Consider the following 18,143-nt stretch of genomic DNA (forward strand, 5'->3'; position numbering starts at 1 on the left):
CCGCCAAAAAATAGGCCGTTCGGTGGGCTGATCGAGGTACCCGGGGTGCCGCTCCAGCGTGCCTTCGCCTAACCGAACAGTCGTGTCAAATCATTGTACAGGGCCAGTGTCATCAGCCCCGCGATCGCCAGCAGACCCACCTGCTGACCGATTATCTGGGTGCGCTCCGACACCGGGCTGCCCTTCACCGCCTCGGCGGCGTAGTACAGCAAATGGCCGCCATCCAGCATCGGGATCGGCAGCAGATTGATGATCCCGAGCGACACGCTCACCAGCCCGAGAAATCCCAGGAACGCCGAAATCCCGATCAACGCCGAGACCCCCGCAAACTCGGCTATGGTAACCGGTCCGCTGATATTTTTAACCGACGCATCCCCGGTGATCATTCGCCACAGGATGCCAAGTGTCAGGACGGTCACATCCCACGTCCGCTCCGCCCCTGAGACAAATGCCGATCCCGGACCCTGGCGCACCAGTACGGCCATGTCCCGTGCCGCCGATTGATCCGTATCCACGCCCGCGCCGATACGGCCGATGGTCACCCCGTCGTGATCTGTCGCCTCCGGCGTCATCCGTAGTTCCAGGGTGCGCCCGTCGCGCTCCACGGTGACCCGCAGATCGGCTTCTGGATGCGCACGCACCACCTCGACCCAGCGATTCCAGTCCGCGACCGGCTCGCCGTCCACTGCCAGCACGCGATCCCCGACCTCCAGTCCTGCCGCCGCCGCGGGGCTCCCACCCTCGACGGCACCGATCCGCGGTTCCAGCATCGGCCGATAGGGCTGCAACCCCAGCTTGTCGAGGAACTGCCCCTCTGCCAGCAACGCCTGGCGATCCCGCAGGTCCACCTCCCGCTCGATCTCTCGACCGTCCGTGCCGCGCAGCAGCAGGGTGACCGCCTCGCCGCGAACCGCATGGTCCAGCAGGCGCAGGTTGGCCTGTTCCCAGTCCGCCACTTCACGATCGCCCACCCGCAGGATCTCCTGCCCCCGCTCGAGGCCCGCCTCGGCGGCCGGCGTATCCGGTGCCACCTCGCCCAGAATGGGCTTGATCCCGCCCACGCCCACCATGAACATCACGGCGTATACCAGGATCGCCAGCAGGAAATTCGCCGCCGGCCCGGCCGACACCACGAACGTACGGGCCCCAAGACCTTTCTGGTTGAAGGCGCGCGTGACCTCTTCCTGCGCCACCGGACCCTCGCGCTCGTCGAGCATCTTCACGTAGCCACCCAGCGGCAATGCGGCAATCACGAATTCCGTCCGGTCCCGCCCGAAGTAGCGCTTGAAAATCGGCCGGCCGAAACCCACCGAGAAGCGCAGCACCTTCACCCCCACCAGACGAGCGGCGAGGTAGTGCCCATATTCGTGCACGGTCACCAGTACGCCAATGGCTACCGCAAACGCCAGCAGGCTCGTCAGGAACGTCATGACAGGACGGGTCGTGCGTTCGCGACATACTCGCTCGCGACCTCGCGAGCCCGCCGGTCCGCACCCAGGACGCGCTCCAGCGAATCGGCCGCCTCGGCCTCGATCGCCTCCAGGGTCGTGGCGATCACCGCCGGGATCTCGCTGAAGGCCAGACGCTCTCCCAGGAAGGCATCCACCGCCACTTCATTGGCCGCGTTGAGAACCGCGGTGGCCGTCCCTCCACGCTCCAGTGCGGCGTAGGCGAGACCGAGCGCCGGGAAACGCGCGGCTTCCGGCTCGGAGAACTCCAGCTTGCCCATCGTGAGCAGATCCAGCGGTTCAACGCCCGACTCCATACGCTCGGGCCAGGCCAGCGCATGGGCGATCGGTGTGCGCATGTCGGGATTGCCGAGTTGCGCGAGTACCGACCCGTCATCGTAGGCCACCATCGAATGCACGATGCTCTGCGGGTGAAGTACCACCTGAATCGTCGAGGGCGCCACGGCAAACAGCCAGCAGGCCTCGATCACCTCGAGCCCCTTGTTCATCATCGTCGCCGAGTCCACCGAGATCTTGCGCCCCATATCCCAGTTGGGGTGGGCGCAGGCTTCGTCCGGCGTAATCCCGGCAAAGCTGTCCAGCGGACGGTCGCGAAACGGCCCCCCCGATGCGGTGAGCCAGATCCGGCGTGCCCCGTGCGGTGTCACCGACTCGGCACAGACGTAGCCATTGGGAAGGCACTGAAAGATCGCGTTGTGCTCGGAATCGATCGGCAGCAGACAGGCACCGGAGCGGCGCACGGCATCCATCAGCAAGGCCCCGGACATGACCAGCGCCTCCTTGTTGGCGAGCAGCACCCGTTTGCCCGCCTCGGCCGCGGCCAGCGTCGGCAACAGTCCGGCTGCGCCCACGATCGCCGCCATCACCGCGTCGACCCGGGGCTCCCGGGCGACCTCCGCCAGGGCCTCCGCACCCGCCCGCACCTCGGTACGCGAGCCGACCGCCGCCAAAGCCGTGCGCAGAGCCTCGGCGGCATCGGGATCGACCATCACGGCCACTTCCGGGTGGTGCGCCAGGCACTGCGCGCGCATGCGCTCCACATTGCGATGCGCCGTCAGGGCATACACGCGGAAGCGTTCCGGCTGACGCGCCACGACATCGAGCGTACTCAACCCGATGCTGCCGGTTGATCCGAGAATGGTGATCTGCGTCGTCTTCATGGGTACCTGCGTCCGTTCGCGCTATGCCGCCACCGGCGGGGCCGGAATCAGCGCCAGCCACAGCAACCCCGCCAGGAAAACCGGAGCCGCCGCGACCATGCTGTCGAACCGGTCCAGAATACCCCCGTGGCCCGGCAGCAAGGAACCACTATCCTTCTCGCCAGCCTGTCGCTTCAGGATGCTCTCGAACAGGTCCCCCACGACCGAGACCAGCCCGATCAGCACCGACAGCAGCAGGAATACCATCGCGTCCATCGGCTCGAGGCCCCAAACGGCCGCCACCACGATCGCGAAGGCCAGCACCGTCAGTAGACCGCCAAGCAAGCCCTCGCGGGTCTTCCCGGGACTGATATGCGGCGCCAGCGGGTTGCGCCCGAACGCCTTCCCGGCGAAATACGCCCCGGTGTCGGCCAGGCCAACCAGCACCACCAGATAGACCACCAGCAACGGTGCCAGGGCATGCAGCCAAACCAGGCCCATTCCCGCCGGCACCAACGTCATGATCGCGGCCACCGCAAAGAGGGTCCGACTGGATGCCGGTGCGGCCGTCTCGCGCTCGCGATAAAACGGCAACAGCAACAGGATCACCAGCCACCACAGCAACACCAGACCCAGGATCAGGTAGTGCAGCCCCGCAACCGGCGCCAGACCGAGCGCAAGCACGGGAACCACCACGGCCGCCACCAGCGCGCCGCGTGCCAACGGGTGTTCGAGCCCGGCCAGTCCACCCCACTCCCAGGTCGCCAACCCGAGGACCAGCGCGACCAGCGCCAGCACCGCCCAGTTCGGGCCCCAGGCCACCAGGGCCAGCGCCGGCAAACCCAGTGCCGCGGCGGTCAGAATCCGTTGTTTAAGCACTCGGTACCTCCCGCGCACTTGCCTCGGCGGCTCCGGTCACGCAGCCGAAACGCCGCTGGCGACTCGCATACCACGCCAGCCCCTGTCGCAGATCATCGGCTGTGATGTCCGGCCAGAACGTCTCGATGAAGAGCAACTCGGCATACGCCGCCTGCCACAGGAGGAAATTGCTGATGCGGCGTTCGCCGCCAGTGCGGATCAACAGATCGACGTCCGGCATCCCGGCCGTGCTCAAATAGCCGGCGAAAGAAGCCTCGGGGTCCGCCCCTTCGTCGCCGGCGGCCACCCAGCGGCGGGCCGCCTGCAGGATATCCCAGCGGCCACCGTATCCCAGTGCCACGACAACCCGCATACCCTCGTTGGCGGCAGAGGCCTGCTCGGCTTCCGCCATCCGCGTCTGCAGATCCGGCGGAAAGCTTGCGCGATCGCCAATAAAGGTGAGCGCGATCCCGCGCTCGATCAGTTCCGGGAGTTCCGCCTCGATGGCGGACACAAACAGATCGAACAGTGCCTCGACCTCTTCGCGCGGCCGGCCCCAGTTCTCGCTGCTAAAGGCGAACAGCGTCAGGGTGTCCACGCCTTGTTCGGCGAAAAACCGCACGGCATGCCGCGTCGCCTCCAGCCCCGCCCGGTGGCCTTCGGAACGACTCAGACCTCGGGCCTCGGCCCACCGCCCGTTGCCGTCCATCACGATGGCCACGTGCGCCGGGAGCGCCTCGCTGGGTGAAGTAGTAACCGGCATCGCCTGCGCCGGTCAGACTTCCATCAACTCGGCTTCCTTGTCCGCAAGCATCGCGTCGACCTTGGCGATGTGGTCGTCGGTCAGCTTCTGGATCTGATCCTGCGCCTTGTGCTCGTCGTCTTCGGACATCTCCTTGTCCTTGACCAGCTGCTTGAACGCGTTGTTGGCATCCCGCCGGATATTGCGCACGGCCACCCGCGCGTGCTCGGCCTCAGCCCGGACGACCTTGACCAGGTCACGGCGCCGTTCTTCGGTCAGCGCCGGCAGCGGCACACGGATCGTCGTCCCCATGCTCGCCGGATTGAGTCCCAGATCCGAAGTCATGATGGCCTTCTCGATCTTGCCGACCATGTCCTTCTCGTACGGGACCACGGAGAGCGTGCGTGCGTCCTCGGCATTGATGTTCGCGACCTGGTTGATCGGCACATCCATGCCGTAGTACTCCACATGCACATGTTCGAGCAGCGTGGGGTGCGCACGGCCGGTTCGAATCTTCGATAGCTCGTTGCGCAGCGCTTCCAGGCTCTTGTCCATGCGTTCGCGCGCATCTTTCAGGGTGGCGTCACTCATTACGGGCTCCCTCGACCAAGGTGCCGACCGCCTCGCCCATCACGAGCCGTTGCAGGTCGCCCTTGGCAAACATATTCATTACACGGATCGGCAGGCCATTGTCTCGGCACATCACCAGAGCCGTGGTATCCATTACGCCCAGACGCTGTTCCAGCGCATCGTCGAACGTCAGCCGCTCGTAGCGTCGGGCATCCTTGGTGGTCATCGGATCGGCATCGTAGACCCCGTCGACCTTGGTCGCCTTGATCATGATGTCGGCGTTGATCTCGATCGCCCGCAGGCTGGCCGCGGAATCCGTGGTGAAGAACGGATTGCCAGTACCGGCCGCAAACACCACGATGCGCCCCTTTTCCAAGTGGCGTACCGCACGCCGGCGGATGTAGTCCTCGCACACCTGATTGATGCGGATCGCCGACATCACCCGCGAAAAACGCCCGGCGCGCTCGATCGCATCCTGCAGCGCCAACGCATTGATCACCGTTGCCAGCATGCCCATGTGGTCGCCGGTCACCCGGTCCATGCCGCCTTGTGCCAGACCCGCACCACGGAAGATGTTGCCGCCACCGATCACGATGCCGACCTCGACCCCCATGCGGGAGAGCTCCGAGACCTCTTCGGCCACCTGCGCCAGGACATCCGGGTCAACCCCATAGGATTGCTGACCCATCAGGGCCTCCCCACTCAACTTCAGAAGGATGCGCCGGAACGCGGGCTGGCTGTCCTGACTCATGGGGTTCCTTATCTCGGGCTCGGTTGTTCTCGCTTGCCAGTTTTTTCTGGCCCTATTATCCGGAAGCGGCCGCATCAAGCGGCCGCCCCGGAGTCCTGCTGGATCAGGCGCCGCGCGCCTGAGCCATTACCTCTTCGGCAAAGTTCTCGGTCTTCTTCTCGATCCCCTCGCCCACCTCGAAGCGGATGAAGCCGGAGACCGAAGCCCCCTTGCTTTCCAGCAGCTGTGCGACCGTCTGATCCGGATCCTTCACGAACGGCTGGCCCACCAGGGTGATCTCGCCCAGATACTTGCGGATACGCCCCTCGATCATCTTCTCGATGATGTTCTCCGGCTTGCCCGATTCCTCGGCCTGGGCCTTGAAGATCGCACGTTCCTTGTCGAGCATCTCGGTCGGCACCTGACTCTCGTCGATGCACACCGGATGGCTCGCCGCGATATGCATCGCGATATCCTTGGCCAGCTGCTCGTCACCACCGTTCAGGCCAACCAGCACGCCAATCCGGGCACCATGCTGATAGAAACCCAGCGCACCTTCCGCGGTCATGCGTTCGAAACGGCGGACCTGGACGTTCTCGCCGACCTTGGCGATCAGCTGAGTACGCTGTTCTTCCAGGGTCTGGCCATCGACCGTCTCGGTCATCAGCCCTTCCACCGAATCGGCGGCGGTGTTCAGCGCCACATTGGCGCAGGCGCTGGTGAAGGCACGGAAGTTGTCGTCATTGCCGACGAAGTCCGTCTCGCAGTTGATCTCGACGATCACCGCGCGCGAACCGTCGCTGGCAATCTCGACGCGACCTTCGGCCGCGACACGATCCGCCTTCTTGTCGGCCTTGGCCATGCCGGACTTGCGCATGGCCTCGACCGCCGCTTCCAGATCGCCGCCGGTTTCGGTCAGGGCCTTCTTGCATTCCATCATGCCGGCGCCGGTGCGCTCGCGCAGTTCTTTTACTTGTGCAGCAGTAATCTGCATCGTTGCTTGCTCCTGAATCATGCTCGAGCCGGCCGCCAGCGTGGCGACCGGCTCCTGTTATCAAGCGGGGTTGGCGGGCGACGCGGTGTCGGGGGCGTCAGTGGTTGCAGCGGCCGGCTCGGCGGCTTCTGCTTCGCCCATGCCACCCGTGGTCACCGCACCCTTGGCCTCGATGATGGTATCGGCGATCGCGGCCACATAGAGCTGAATCGCACGCATCGCGTCATCGTTGCCCGGGATCACGTAATCCACGCCTTCCGGGGAATGGTTGGAATCCACCACGGCAACGACCGGAATGCCGCGCTTCTTCGCCTCGGCCACCGCAATCTTCTCGTAGCCGACGTCGATCACGAACATCGCATCGGGCATGCGGTTCATGTCCTTGATACCGCCCAGGCTGCGATCCAGCTTGTCCTTTTCGCGGCGACGGCTCAGGGCCTCGCGCTTGTTCAGGACCTGGAAGCTGCCATCGGCGTCCATCGTCTCGAGGTCTTTCAGGCGCTTGATCGACTGCTTGACGGTGTTGAAGTTGGTCAGCATGCCGCCCAGCCAGCGGTGGCTCACGTGCGGCATGCCGCAACGGTTTGCCTCTTCGGCCACCACATCGCGCGCCGAGCGCTTGGTGCCGACGAACATGATCTGGCCACCGTCGGCAGCGATCTTGCCGAGGAAGTTCAACGCATCGTTGAACATCGGCAGGGACTTCTCGAGGTTGATGATATGAATCTTGTTGCGTTCCCCGAAGATGTATGGGGCCATCTTGGGATGCCAGTAACGCGTCTGGTGGCCGAAGTGCACACCGGCCTCCAGCATCTGTCGCATAGTCACGAGGGACATGAGTTTTCTCCTGTAACGGGTTGAGCCTCCACGCATCCCGATCTGAAACCCGAACCGAATCTTCTTCGAGGGCGGGCACCCGACAGATCGTGCCGATGCGTGTGTGGATTAAGGTTTCGGGAGTCGCCCCGCAAAAGGCGGCTTCCGGCCCCGCCGAATTGCCAGCGAGGCGCGCGCTTTATAGCATAGGACACTTACCCGAACCAAACGCCGAGCCCCTCCGGGCGCCGCGGCGGGAGCCCCCATGTCCGTTTCCATCAAGACCCCCGAAGAGATCGAACACATGCGCGTCGCCGGCCGCCTGGCCGCCGAAGTCCTCGAGATGATCGAGCCCCACGTGCAAGCCGGCGTGACCACCGGGGAACTGGACCGGATCTGTCACGACTACATCGTGAACACCCAGGACGCGATCCCGGCCCCACTCAACTATCGCGGCTTCCCAAGGTCGATCTGCACCTCGGTGAACCATCAGGTCTGCCACGGCATCCCGGGGGATCGCAAGCTGAAGAACGGCGATATCCTCAATATCGATATCACCGTGATCAAGGACGGCTTCCACGGCGACACCAGCCGCATGTTCGTGATCGGCAAGGCCGGTATCCAGGCCCAGCGGGTGATCGACGTGGCACGTACCAGCATGTACCTCGGCATCCAGCAGGTTCGCCCGGGCGCAACGCTGGGCGATATCGGCCACGCGATTCAGGTTTACGCCGAGGCACAACGCTGCTCCGTGGTACGCGAGTTCTGCGGCCACGGGATCGGGCGCGGCTTCCACGAGGATCCGCAGGTCCTGCACTATGGCAAGCCCGGCACCGGTATGACCCTGAGAGAAGGCATGTGCTTTACCATCGAGCCGATGATCAATGCCGGCCGCCGCCACACTCGCATCCTGGCGGATGGCTGGACCGCCGTGACCAAGGATCACAGTCCGTCGGCGCAGTGGGAACACACACTGCTGGTCACCGCCGACGGATACGAGATCCTGACCCTGCGCAAGGACGAAACCCCACCGCAGGAGATCGCGGCCTGATCGAAGGCCATCACGCCTGTTCCCCGCCGATTCGAACCGCCCATTCCACGGAGCACCAATGAATCCTGCGGGCAGCAACCCCGGCGAACTCGACACCCCGGCCTTCACCCCCGGCTGGGGCGAGGACTACCAGCGCCTCAGCCGCAACCCGGGGAATATTGCGCTGTTTCGGGACCGGCGCCGCGCCATCCTGGAACAGCAATACCAGGGCTTTCGCGACGGCATGCCGATCGCCGAGCTGATCCATGGCCACGCCCGGCGCATCGACGAGCTGCTCAAGCTGATCTGGGCCCAGAAGGGCCTCGCGGATGACGACCAGCTATGCCTGATCGCGGTCGGTGGCTATGGCCGCGGCGAACTGCACCCGGCCTCCGATATCGACATCCAGATCATCCTCGAGGGCGAACATGATCCCGCCCTCTTCGACCGGATCAGTGACTTCGTCACGTTCCTCTGGGACATCGGCATCGAGGTCGGGCACAGCGTGCGCAGTATCGACGACTGCACCCGCGAGGCGCGCGACGACATCACCGTCGCGACCAACCTGATCGAGGCTCGCTACCTGGCCGGCCATCTCAGTCTGTTCAACGACTTCCGCGGCGCCATCGAGCCCGACCGCATCTGGGACTCGCGCAGTTTCTATGCCGCCAAGCTGGCCGAACAACAAGCACGCCACCGGCGTTTTGGCGAGACCGCCTACCGCCTCGAGCCGAACGTCAAGGAGGGCCCCGGCGGCCTGCGCGACATCCAGATGATCGGCTGGGTCACCAAGCGTCATTACGGCGCCGAGCGCATCGAGGAGCTGGTGTCACTGGGCTTCCTGCGCGAGGGTGAGTTCCGCGAGATGATGGAGGGCCAGAACTTCCTCTGGCGGGTACGCTTTGCCCTGCACATGCTCGCTGGCCGCCGCGAGGACCGCCTGCTTTTCGATCTGCAGCGCCAGCTTGCCAACACCTTCGGCTTCGTCGACCAGAACCACAACCGGGCGGTCGAGCAGTTCATGCAGCGCTACTTCCGCACCATCAACGATCTCGAGCGGCTGAACGAACTGCTGCTGCAGCACTTCAACGAGGCCATCCTCGACGATCCGGAAGCCCTGCAGGACCCCGTACGCATCCACCAGCGTTTCCAGGTCCGGGGCGGCTACCTCGAGGCGGCGCACGATCAGGTCTTCATGATCTATCCGCCGGCGCTGCTGGAGGTCTTCCGCCTGCTCCAGGAACACCCGGAGATCCAGGGCATCCGCGCCTCCACCATCCGCCTGATCCGGGCCCACCGCCACCTGATCGATGGGCACTTCCGCCGCAATCCGGTGTGCCGCGAGCTCTTCATGGACATCCTGCGCGCCCCGCGCGGGATCACCAGCCAGCTGCGCCGCATGAACCGCTACGGCGTGCTGGGCAATTACCTGCCGGCCTTCGGGCGCATCATCGGACGCATGCAGTACGACCTGTTCCACGCCTACACCGTGGACGAGCACACCCTGAACGTGGTGCGCAACGCGCGCCGCCTGGCGCTGCCCGAGTTCGCGCACGAACAGCCCCTGGCGCACCAGATCTACTCGGGACTGGTGCGCCCCGAACGTCTGGTGCTGGCCGCCCTGTTTCACGACATCGCCAAGGGCCGCGGGGGTGATCATTCCGAGCTGGGGGCCCACGATGCCCTGCATTTCTGCCAGCATCACGGCCTGTCGGACGCGGATGCCGGCCTAGTCGCCTGGCTGGTGCGTTCCCACCTGCTGATGTCGCTGACGGCCCAGCGCAAGGACATCTCCGACCCCGAGGTCGTCATGGCTTTCGCCCGCGAGGTGGTCACCCGCGAACGCCTGGACTTTCTCTATCTGCTGACCATTGCCGATATCCGCGGAACCAATCCGGAGCTGTGGAACAGCTGGAAGGATTCCCTGCTCCAAACCCTTTATCACGCCACCCGCAATGTCCTGGACCGGGGTCTGGATACCCCGCCGGACATGGACGAACAGATCCGGCAAACCCGCACCGAGGCACTCGCGTTAATCGAACAACAAGGCTTCGATACCGATCAGGCCCGGAAGTTGTGGGACGAACTGGACGACGAATACTTCCTGCGCCATTCCGCCGACGAGATCGCCTGGCACGGCCGGGCCCTGCTGCCACTCCCCCCGGACGCCCTCCCCCTGATCCTGGTGCGCCCGAAGACCTCGCGCGGGAGCACGGAGATCTTCGTCTACGCCAGCGACCATCCCCGGATCTTCGCGCGCATCACCAGCGCCCTGACCCAGTTGGGACTGGACATCGTGGACGCACGGATCATCACGACTGCAGGCGGCCGCACGCTGGATACCTTTCTGGTTCTCGAAAGCGGCGGGGGCCAGACGGTGGATGCCGGTTATCGCTCCGAAGAGATCCGCCAGAGCCTCGAACGCGAACTCGAACGCGAAGGGACCATCCCCAACCCGGCCTCACGCCAGCTTCCACGCCGCCTCAAGCACTTCGACGTGGATACGCAGATCGAATTCGAACCCGCCGCGGGCGGCCAGGCAACGCGCATGCGGCTGCGCGCTTTGGACCGACCCGGCCTGCTGTCGACCATCGGGCATGTCCTTGCCGAGCAGAGAATCGACGTGCGGACTGCACGCATCGCCACGGCCGGGGAACAGGTCGAGGACAGTTTCCTCCTCAGCCGCCCCGGCCACGCGGCGCTCGACGACGAGGATCAGGCCCACCTGCGCAAGGCCCTGCTCGGCGCCATCTGACGGCAGCCGGGTCAGCGGGCGCGAGCCTCCAGAGGTCGGGGCCCTGCCTCGTCGGACGCCACCCCCGCGCCCAGCAGGCGCGCCTCGAAATCGGTCAGGACACTGAACTCGACTCGGCGGGATGCCCGACGATCCTCCTCGCCGCGCTCGTCCAGCACCCGGCGTGAAGAGGACAACCCCACGGCCGCGACCCGCGAGCGGAACCAGTCCGCCTCCTGCAGGGGCTCTAGCTGATAGGCATATTCCAGCACCGCGCGCGTGCGGCGCTGGCTAAGATCCATGTTTCCGAAATAGGCCTCCAGCGCATCGTCGCTGCCGGCCCACTCGCTGGAGGTGTGGCCCTCGATCCGCACCTCCCGAATGACCTCGGCGAACGGACGCAACTGTGCCGCGTAGCGCGGCATGAAGTCCTCGAGAATCGCCTCGAAGCGCGGCCGGATGCGTGCCGAACTGCGCTCGAACAGGACCTCCGGCTCGCGAAAGCGCAAGGTCAGGCTGTCGCGGTCCAGTTCCGCATTCCAGCGCGGCAAATCCTCGCGAAACTCCTCCTCCAGAACCGAATAGATCGCCGCGCGCAAGGCGGCCGCCTCATTGCGAACCTCGGTATGCACCGCGCTCTCGCGCTCCACCTGAACCATGTGCAGCAGCGCGAGGAACAGGAAGATCATCATCAGCGCGGCCATCAGGTCCGCCACCGCCAGCCAGTGCGAACCCTGGTCGGCCTCGTTTCCCGCGGCCACACCTTGTCGCCGACGGCGTCGCGCCAACCAGGAAAACATCAGTTACGCCCGCCCGCGGAGGCGATGGCGGCGGAACGTTCCCCACCCCAGCGCGTCTCCGCCGCGAGCCCTGCCTGGACGGCATTCTCGATACTCTCGAGCATCGCCTCCAGCCGTGCGTCCATCGCCGGGAAGGCCTCGGTGGCACGATCCCGCAGGGCCGCGATGCTCCCCAGCAGGGCCTCCAGTTCCACCGTCTCGCGACGCAGACTGGAGAGCGTCGATTCCTGGTCCTCCACGTGCCGGGTGATCTGCAAGGCCTGCCCGGTCATGCGCTCCAGGGTCTGCTCGGTCTGTTCGACCCCGGCACGGGCCTGGTCGAAGGCCCGATGCAGGGTGTCCATCTGCTCGCGATACTGATCCTGCCACTCCACCAGGCGAGCGACCGAGTCATCCAGACGCCGGAAGTTCTCGCCAAACTGTTCACCCAGGCGATCGTTGAAATCGTGGATCACCCGCTCCAGGGCTTCTACCAGGTGCCCGCTGCTCATCTCCGTAATGCGCTCGGCCATGCCATCGAGCGCACCGGTCAGTTCGCGGTGCTGTTGCTCCAGCCGGGCATCCAGGCGCTGATCGAGGGCCCGCACCGCCTCCACTACGGCGAGCGAGGCATCCCGTTGTTGTGCCGCCAGGTGCGCGTTATCCAATGGTGCATCCGACGCACCCTGCGCTGACGCTTCGGGGGAGGCCGTCGGTGCGGGTACCATCACCTGAACCATCCGCAACACCGCCGCCAGCAAGATGCCCACGATACTGGTCACGAAGGCCAGCTTGAGCCCCTCCAGCAGGGCCGGGATACTGGCCTCCACCCGTCCAGCGTCAAAATCCAGCAGCCCAATGGCGACCCCGAGGAAGGTGCCGAGAATCCCCACGGTGGTCAGCAGCGCGGGCGCCGCTCCCTGCAAGGACTCGGCGCGGCGCAATGCCGTCGCCGTCAACGCCGCCAGGAACAGCCCAAACAGCAACAGCGCGAACAAGCCAATCACGCTTAATGGACTGAGCCCCTGCAACGTGGCCAACAGCGCCTCGGCGACCCGATCGAAAATTCCGGTCATGTGCTTCCTCCGTCCCGCGGCGCCGGTAGCACGCGCGCGGTCGTGCGATTCGTAGGAACCGGATGCAAGCAAAAACAACGCCAGACCCGCCAAAGACCGGTGGAACGGGGCTTTCAGGCACGACCGGACCGGGCGCGCCACAAGCTTTCGACGGATTCCCGACGCCCACGCGCCAGGCAGCGAACCGCAACCAGAGCCCAATCGTCCATTCTTTGACGCCCCGAATGGGACGAAATCGCGCGCCTGCCCCGTCTTACCCAGCGAAGCCCAATAGACGGTGGCTCCATGCCTGCGACGGTCACGCCTACTGCGAACGTGTCATGCAAGCCCATCGGCCCGCCCCGGCGGCGGCCGACGCTCGTCTGGCTGGCATTCGCCATCCTGCTCTGGTTGCTGAGTACCCCGGCTCAGGCACAAGCCCCATTGACCTTCGGGATTCAGCCATTTGCCAGCCCGCCAGCGCTGTTCACACGCTACGCGCCCCTGCGCGACTGGCTGGGAACGGAACTCGGCCAGCCGGTACGGCTGGAGTCCGCACGCGACCTGCCGACGCTGCTCGAACGCAGCCGAGAGGGCCGCTACGACTTGATCCTCGTGGCACCGCAGGTAGTGCCGCTCCTCACGGAAAACGGGCCCTACCGCTTACTGGTACGCAGCGAGGAAGAGCTGGCGATGGTCCTCCTGGTGCGGCCCGGGGGTGGCATCGATTCGCTTGCCGGCCTCGCAGGCCGATCCCTCGCAGTCCCGTACAAGGAAAGCCGCGCGGCGACCCTCGCACGCAGCCTGATTGACGCCCAGGACTGGCCCGACCCACCCGGCCCGCCCCGCTACCTGCACTATCACCACAACAGCGCGGCAGTGGCCGCATTCCAACGCGGAATCGCCGATGCCCTCGTCATGATCATCGAAGGCAACGTATTGCCGGCACGACCGGATTTCGAAGGCGCCCGCCAACGCCACATGTCGCTGGGCGACGGAAGCCTGGTGCGTATCCTTGCCCAATCCGAACGGTTCCCGGGACTTACCCTTCTGGTACACGAACGTCTGGATCGCGACACCCCGCGATTGCACCATCGCCTGATCACGCTGCAGCAGAGCCCGTCCGGCACAACACTCCTGAGGCATATCGGACACCGCGGATTCATCGAGGCGCATGCCGGCGAGTACGCGGCATTTCAGGGTGCGCTGGATGACCTGGAAGCCAAATTCGATCTCCGGGCCCCCATCCCGGCCGGGAACCCGACCCCGTAAGTCCAGCCCGCAGCATCCATCACGCCCGCCGCACGGACGCGGACCGCTCCTGGGGTTTCGGCTTCTCCCCCGCTACCTCGCCATCCACCCACCCCGATGATCGCCCCCGACCGCCGTGGCCTTCCCCAAATTTCAAACGGCACGGGCATCCATCATCCAGTATCGTTAAAATGGTCGGGATCACATCCATTGCCGCACCACGCGGTGACTCTGGCGCGCACGCAACCCGGATTCCATCGATGCCCCTTCCCGGCCCGGCTCCAACCAGCTCTGGCCCCACCCCTGCCGGCATCGCCCCACAGGCGTCGGCGCCCCCCACATGCGCCTGAATTTCGCCTGGCAGATCATCATCGGCACCGTCGCGATCCAGGTCGCGATGGTGGCAGCGCTGATGATCAGCGGCATCTCCCAGGTGCAGCAGAACCAGTCGCAGATGCTGGAACGCTTTGCCGAACAGCAGGGCCGCCTGCTCTCCAGCGCGCTGACCCCCGGCCTGGCCTACGCGGATCCGGCGATGCTGCAGGACCTGCTCGAGCTCGTCGCGGACGACTCCCATGTCCTCTATGCCGTGGTACTCGACGCCCAGGACCAGCCGATGGCGTCGGTGGGCATCTCGCCGGACACCATCCCGGCACGCGCGGACGGCACGCGCACCACGCCCGGGCAGATCGAGATCCTGCGCGACATTGATCTGGCCGGGCAACCGCTCGGGACCCTGGCGGTGGGCTATTCCACCGATGCGATCGACGCCCTGTCCGCTACCCTCCTGCAGCGCAACGTCCTGCTGGCGCTGGGCGTGCTCGTGTTGTCCATGCTGGCCGCGGTGGTCTTCAGCCTGGTTATTACTCGCCGCCTGCGCCTGCTGAACCAGGGCGGCAAGGCGTTGCAGGGCGGCCGTCTGGACCATCGCATCCCGGTGCGGTCGCACGACGAGTTCGGCGACCTCGCGCGCACCTTCAACGATGTCGCCGCCCACCTGGGGTCCACCCAGACCACCCTGGAACAACAGAACCAACAACTGAACCGCTCGGTCGCGCGCCTGGAGTCCATGCTCGGCGGCGCCAACGCGATCTTGTGGGAGGCTGACCCGCGCACCCACGAATGGGAGTTCGTGGCCGGCGACGCCCGCCGCCTGCTGGGCTTCCCGGCCCACAACCTGGGCCGGGGCGAGCTGCGCGCCCGGCATATCCACCCTGCCGACCTGCCGCGCGTGCAGAACGCCGCCCGCGAGAGCCGGACCAGCCCGCGCACGGTGGACTACCGCTTCGCCCATCGCGACGGCCAGTGGATCTGGCTGCGAGACATCCTCTCCTGGGCCCGGGACGCGGACGGCCGGGAGAGCCTGCGCGGCCTGACCCTGGATATCACCACCCACCGACGCACCACCGATGCACTGGCGGAAAGCGAGAACCGCTACCGCGACGTGGTGGACCACATCTCCGAGGTCATCTTCCGTACCGATGCCGAAGGCCACTGGACCCTGCTGAATCCAGCCTGGGAGGCCCTGACGGGGTTTAGCGTGGAAGAGACTCTCGGCCGCCCGCTGTGCGACTTTGTAGCCCCCGAGGACCACGACGACGCCCATAGCTTCTGTGCCACCCTCCTCGAGGGCGGCTCCCATTCGCAATCCGAGGAGATCCGTCTGCGCACCCGCGACGGAGACATCCGCTGGGTCAGCATCTACGCCAGTGCCCGCTTCGATGACCACGACCAGGTGACGGCGACCTTCGGCACGATGACCGACATCTCCGATCGCAAGCAGGCCGAGGACGAGATCCGGCGTCTCGCCTTCTTCGACGGGCTGACCCAACTGCCCAATCGCACCCTGCTGCACGACCGGCTGGGTCAGAGTCTCGCCAATACCGAACGCACCCGACTGCATGGCGCGTTGCTGTTCATCGATCTCGACAACTTCAAGGACATCAACGACACCCTCGGCCATGCAGTCGGCGATGACCTGCTACGCCAGGTCGCCGAGCGCATGCTGAACTCCGTGCGCGAGGCGGACACCCTCGCCCGCCTCGGGGGCGACGAGTTCGTCATCATCCTCAACGATCTGCACCCGGACCCGGCACGCGCGGCGACCCAGGCCGAGGCCGTGGGTCGCAAGCTCATCGAGATTCTGCGCGATCCTTTCAAGCTGGCGGGACAGAGGCGGCACGTAACGCCCAGTATCGGTGCCACGCTGTTCAGCGGCCGCAATCTGAGCGTGGAGGAGATCCTCAAGCAGGCGGACCTCGCCATGTACCGGGCCAAGAACGCCGGGCGCAACACTGTGCGCTTCTACGACCCCGAGCTGCACCGCGCCGTCGAGGCCCGATTCGAGCTGGAGAGCGAGCTTCGCCACGCCCTGGATCAAGATGCCTTCAGCGTGCACTACCAGCCACAGGTGAACACGTCGGGCGCGGTCATCGGGGCCGAGATCCTGCTGCGCTGGCAGCACGCCAGCCGCGGAATGATCTCGCCCGCCGAGTTCATCCCTGTGGCAGAACAGACCGGTCTGATTGTCCCGATTGGCCGCAAGGTGCTGCGCGCGGCCTGTGAGCAGCTGGCTGCCTGGAAACACCAGCCCGCCTTTCGGGACCTCACCCTGTCGGTCAACGTCAGCGCGCGCCAATTCCGGCACAAGTACTTCGTGCGCGATCTGGCCGAGACGCTCGAGGCTACCGGCGCACCGGGGCACCGCCTGAAGCTGGAGCTGACCGAGAGCATGCTGCTCGAAAACGTGGAGACCGTCATTGCCCACATCGAGGAATTGCGGAGCTTCGGAATCGAGTTCTCCCTGGACGACTTTGGGACCGGCTACTCCTCTCTCGCCTACCTCAAGCGACTGCCCCTCGCTCAGCTGAAGATCGATCAGTCCTTCGTACGCGACGTCCTGGACGATCCCAACGATGCCGCGATCGCCCAGATGGTGGTCAACCTGGCTCACACCCTCGACCTGGACGTCATCGCCGAAGGCGTGGAGAACGACCAGCAGCGGGCCTTCCTGTTCGGCCTCGGCTGCCGCCACTTTCAGGGCTACCTGTACGGCCACCCCGACACGCTGGCAGAACTTGAGGCCCTGGTACTGCGCCAGAGCGGCAACGGAAACGCCGCAACCCACCCCTAACCATTCGTATTATCCGAATCGTTGGAGCCGTTTTTCGCCATTTTCATTCGTATAAATCGGATCTAGGGTAGCGGGTATTGCAACCTAGCCAACCAGAGGCGACCCGCCATGAGCACCAAGATCCTGATCCTGTACTACTCCACCTGGGGCCACATCGAGCAGATGGCCGAAGCTGTGGCCCGCGGCGCCCGTGAGGTCCCGGAGACCGAAGTCACGATCAAGCGCGTCCCCGAGCTGATGCCGGAAGACGTGGCCCGCAATGCCGGCGCCAAGCTCGACCAGGCCGCCCCCATCGCCAAGCCCGAAGAACTGGCGGACTACGACGCGATCATCATCGGCACCCCTACCCGCTTCGGCCGGATGGCCGCGCAGATGGCCAACTTCCTCGATCAGACCGGTGCCCTGTGGTTCGGCGACAAGCTGGTCGGCAAGGTCGGGAGCGTGTTCAGTTCCACCGCCTCGCAACACGGCGGCCAGGAGACCACCCTGGTCTCGACCATCGTGAACCTGCTGCACTACGGTATGACCGTGGTTGGTCTACCCTACACCGAGAAGCGCCTGCTCGATGTCAGCGAGGTCTGCGGCGGCACCCCCTACGGGGCGACCACGCTGGCCGACGGCGACGGCTCGCGCCAACCGAGCGAAAACGAACTGGGCATGGCCGCCTTTCAGGGGCGTCACGTCGCCGAGGTCGCCCGGGCCCAGCGTCTGGGGCGCAACGCCGGCTGACCCGCCACAGGTACATCCCAAAGGGGCGCATGCCCTGGCTGGATGTTGCCCGGGGACAAACCCGGTCGGGCACAGGCCCGACCGTAGCGACTGGGGACATCGATCCGCAGCACG

15 protein-coding genes are annotated in these 18,143 nt (G+C 65.6%); 5 read left to right on the forward strand and 10 right to left on the reverse strand.

The features are described from left to right. Positions 1 to 68: 68 nt before the first annotated feature. The 8 genes from rseP to rpsB form a co-directional block, all read right to left on the reverse strand. On the reverse strand, positions 69 to 1,430 hold the full coding sequence (gene rseP, locus G315_RS0102005) for an RIP metalloprotease RseP (protein ID WP_019611813.1): 1,362 nt from the start codon (positions 1,428 to 1,430) through the stop codon (positions 69 to 71). After that, the gene (ispC, locus tag G315_RS0102010; RefSeq protein ID WP_018145578.1) at positions 1,427 to 2,629 is read right to left on the reverse strand and encodes a 1-deoxy-D-xylulose-5-phosphate reductoisomerase; all 1,203 of its coding nucleotides are present in this window, start codon (positions 2,627 to 2,629) and stop codon (positions 1,427 to 1,429) included. The genes rseP and ispC overlap by 4 nt, the downstream gene beginning before the upstream one ends. 21 nt (positions 2,630 to 2,650) lie before the next feature. After that, positions 2,651 to 3,487, reverse strand: a complete 837-nt coding sequence (locus G315_RS0102015; protein WP_019611814.1) for a phosphatidate cytidylyltransferase — start codon at positions 3,485 to 3,487, stop codon at positions 2,651 to 2,653. Continuing rightward, the gene (gene uppS / locus G315_RS0102020) at positions 3,480 to 4,229 is read right to left on the reverse strand and encodes a polyprenyl diphosphate synthase (protein ID WP_019611815.1); all 750 of its coding nucleotides are present in this window, start codon (positions 4,227 to 4,229) and stop codon (positions 3,480 to 3,482) included. The genes G315_RS0102015 and uppS overlap by 8 nt, the downstream gene beginning before the upstream one ends. 12 nt (positions 4,230 to 4,241) lie before the next feature. Continuing rightward, positions 4,242 to 4,799 carry a ribosome recycling factor gene (gene frr, locus G315_RS0102025; RefSeq protein ID WP_018145575.1) on the reverse strand — a complete coding sequence of 186 codons (558 nt, stop codon included), beginning with the start codon at positions 4,797 to 4,799 and terminating at the stop codon, positions 4,242 to 4,244. Beyond that, the gene (gene pyrH, locus G315_RS0102030; RefSeq protein WP_018145574.1) at positions 4,792 to 5,529 is read right to left on the reverse strand and encodes a UMP kinase; all 738 of its coding nucleotides are present in this window, start codon (positions 5,527 to 5,529) and stop codon (positions 4,792 to 4,794) included. The genes frr and pyrH overlap by 8 nt, the downstream gene beginning before the upstream one ends. 103 nt (positions 5,530 to 5,632) lie before the next feature. After that, positions 5,633 to 6,502 (reverse strand): translation elongation factor Ts, encoded by an 870-nt coding sequence (gene tsf, locus G315_RS0102035; RefSeq protein ID WP_018145573.1) that lies wholly within the window; start codon positions 6,500 to 6,502, stop codon positions 5,633 to 5,635. A gap of 60 nt (positions 6,503 to 6,562) precedes the next feature. Beyond that, positions 6,563 to 7,339 carry a 30S ribosomal protein S2 gene (rpsB, locus tag G315_RS0102040; RefSeq protein WP_018145572.1) on the reverse strand — a complete coding sequence of 259 codons (777 nt, stop codon included), beginning with the start codon at positions 7,337 to 7,339 and terminating at the stop codon, positions 6,563 to 6,565. 244 nt (positions 7,340 to 7,583) lie between these two features. Between rpsB and map the strand changes: the two genes are divergently transcribed. Then, a complete protein-coding gene (map, locus tag G315_RS0102045; RefSeq protein WP_018145571.1) occupies positions 7,584 to 8,369 on the forward strand; it encodes a type I methionyl aminopeptidase in 786 nt (261 codons plus the stop codon). A gap of 58 nt (positions 8,370 to 8,427) precedes the next feature. After that, on the forward strand, positions 8,428 to 11,103 hold the full coding sequence (glnD, locus tag G315_RS0102050) for a [protein-PII] uridylyltransferase (protein WP_019611816.1): 2,676 nt from the start codon (positions 8,428 to 8,430) through the stop codon (positions 11,101 to 11,103). A gap of 11 nt (positions 11,104 to 11,114) precedes the next feature. Here the strand turns inward: glnD and G315_RS0102055 are convergent, their stop codons facing one another. Beyond that, entirely contained in the window at positions 11,115 to 11,882 is a 768-nt protein-coding gene (locus tag G315_RS0102055) for an OmpA family protein (protein ID WP_018145569.1), read from the reverse strand. Beyond that, complete coding sequence (locus tag G315_RS0102060; RefSeq protein ID WP_019611817.1) at positions 11,882 to 12,937, reverse strand: hypothetical protein; 1,056 nt, start codon at positions 12,935 to 12,937, stop codon at positions 11,882 to 11,884. The genes G315_RS0102055 and G315_RS0102060 overlap by 1 nt, the downstream gene beginning before the upstream one ends. Before the next feature lie 390 nt (positions 12,938 to 13,327). Here G315_RS0102060 and G315_RS0102065 point away from each other — a divergent pair, with 390 nt between their 5' ends. The 3 genes from G315_RS0102065 to wrbA all read left to right on the forward strand — a co-directional run bounded on the left by G315_RS0102065 (position 13,328) and on the right by wrbA (position 18,029). Beyond that, positions 13,328 to 14,188 carry a PhnD/SsuA/transferrin family substrate-binding protein gene (locus G315_RS0102065; RefSeq protein WP_026338809.1) on the forward strand — a complete coding sequence of 287 codons (861 nt, stop codon included), beginning with the start codon at positions 13,328 to 13,330 and terminating at the stop codon, positions 14,186 to 14,188. A gap of 319 nt (positions 14,189 to 14,507) precedes the next feature. After that, entirely contained in the window at positions 14,508 to 17,300 is a 2,793-nt protein-coding gene (locus tag G315_RS0102070) for an EAL domain-containing protein (RefSeq protein WP_019611819.1), read from the forward strand. Positions 17,301 to 17,408: 108 nt separating this feature from the next. Next, entirely contained in the window at positions 17,409 to 18,029 is a 621-nt protein-coding gene (wrbA, locus tag G315_RS0102075; RefSeq protein WP_018145565.1) for an NAD(P)H:quinone oxidoreductase, read from the forward strand. The last annotated feature ends 114 nt before the right edge of the window (positions 18,030 to 18,143 follow it).

Origin of the sequence: Thioalkalivibrio sp. AKL7, assembly GCF_000381705.1 — a bacterium.
GTDB lineage: Bacteria > Pseudomonadota > Gammaproteobacteria > Ectothiorhodospirales > Ectothiorhodospiraceae > Thioalkalivibrio > Thioalkalivibrio versutus.

Excerpts from the sequence above, each read along its gene's own strand:
- ispC (WP_018145578.1), bottom strand. The coding sequence starts at position 2,629 with ATGAAGACGACGCAGATCACCATTCTCGGATCAACCGGCAGCATCGGG.
- G315_RS0102070 (WP_019611819.1), top strand. The coding sequence starts at position 14,508 with ATGCGCCTGAATTTCGCCTGGCAGATCATCATCGGCACCGTCGCGATC.
- pyrH (WP_018145574.1), bottom strand. The coding sequence starts at position 5,529 with ATGAGTCAGGACAGCCAGCCCGCGTTCCGGCGCATCCTTCTGAAGTTG.
- tsf (WP_018145573.1), bottom strand. The coding sequence starts at position 6,502 with ATGCAGATTACTGCTGCACAAGTAAAAGAACTGCGCGAGCGCACCGGC.
- rpsB (WP_018145572.1), bottom strand. The coding sequence starts at position 7,339 with ATGTCCCTCGTGACTATGCGACAGATGCTGGAGGCCGGTGTGCACTTC.
- wrbA (WP_018145565.1), top strand. The coding sequence starts at position 17,409 with ATGAGCACCAAGATCCTGATCCTGTACTACTCCACCTGGGGCCACATC.
- G315_RS0102055 (WP_018145569.1), bottom strand. The coding sequence starts at position 11,882 with ATGTTTTCCTGGTTGGCGCGACGCCGTCGGCGACAAGGTGTGGCCGCG.
- frr (WP_018145575.1), bottom strand. The coding sequence starts at position 4,799 with ATGAGTGACGCCACCCTGAAAGATGCGCGCGAACGCATGGACAAGAGC.
- rseP (WP_019611813.1), bottom strand. The coding sequence starts at position 1,430 with ATGACGTTCCTGACGAGCCTGCTGGCGTTTGCGGTAGCCATTGGCGTA.
- map (WP_018145571.1), top strand. The coding sequence starts at position 7,584 with ATGTCCGTTTCCATCAAGACCCCCGAAGAGATCGAACACATGCGCGTC.
- uppS (WP_019611815.1), bottom strand. The coding sequence starts at position 4,229 with ATGCCGGTTACTACTTCACCCAGCGAGGCGCTCCCGGCGCACGTGGCC.
- glnD (WP_019611816.1), top strand. The coding sequence starts at position 8,428 with ATGAATCCTGCGGGCAGCAACCCCGGCGAACTCGACACCCCGGCCTTC.
- G315_RS0102060 (WP_019611817.1), bottom strand. The coding sequence starts at position 12,937 with ATGACCGGAATTTTCGATCGGGTCGCCGAGGCGCTGTTGGCCACGTTG.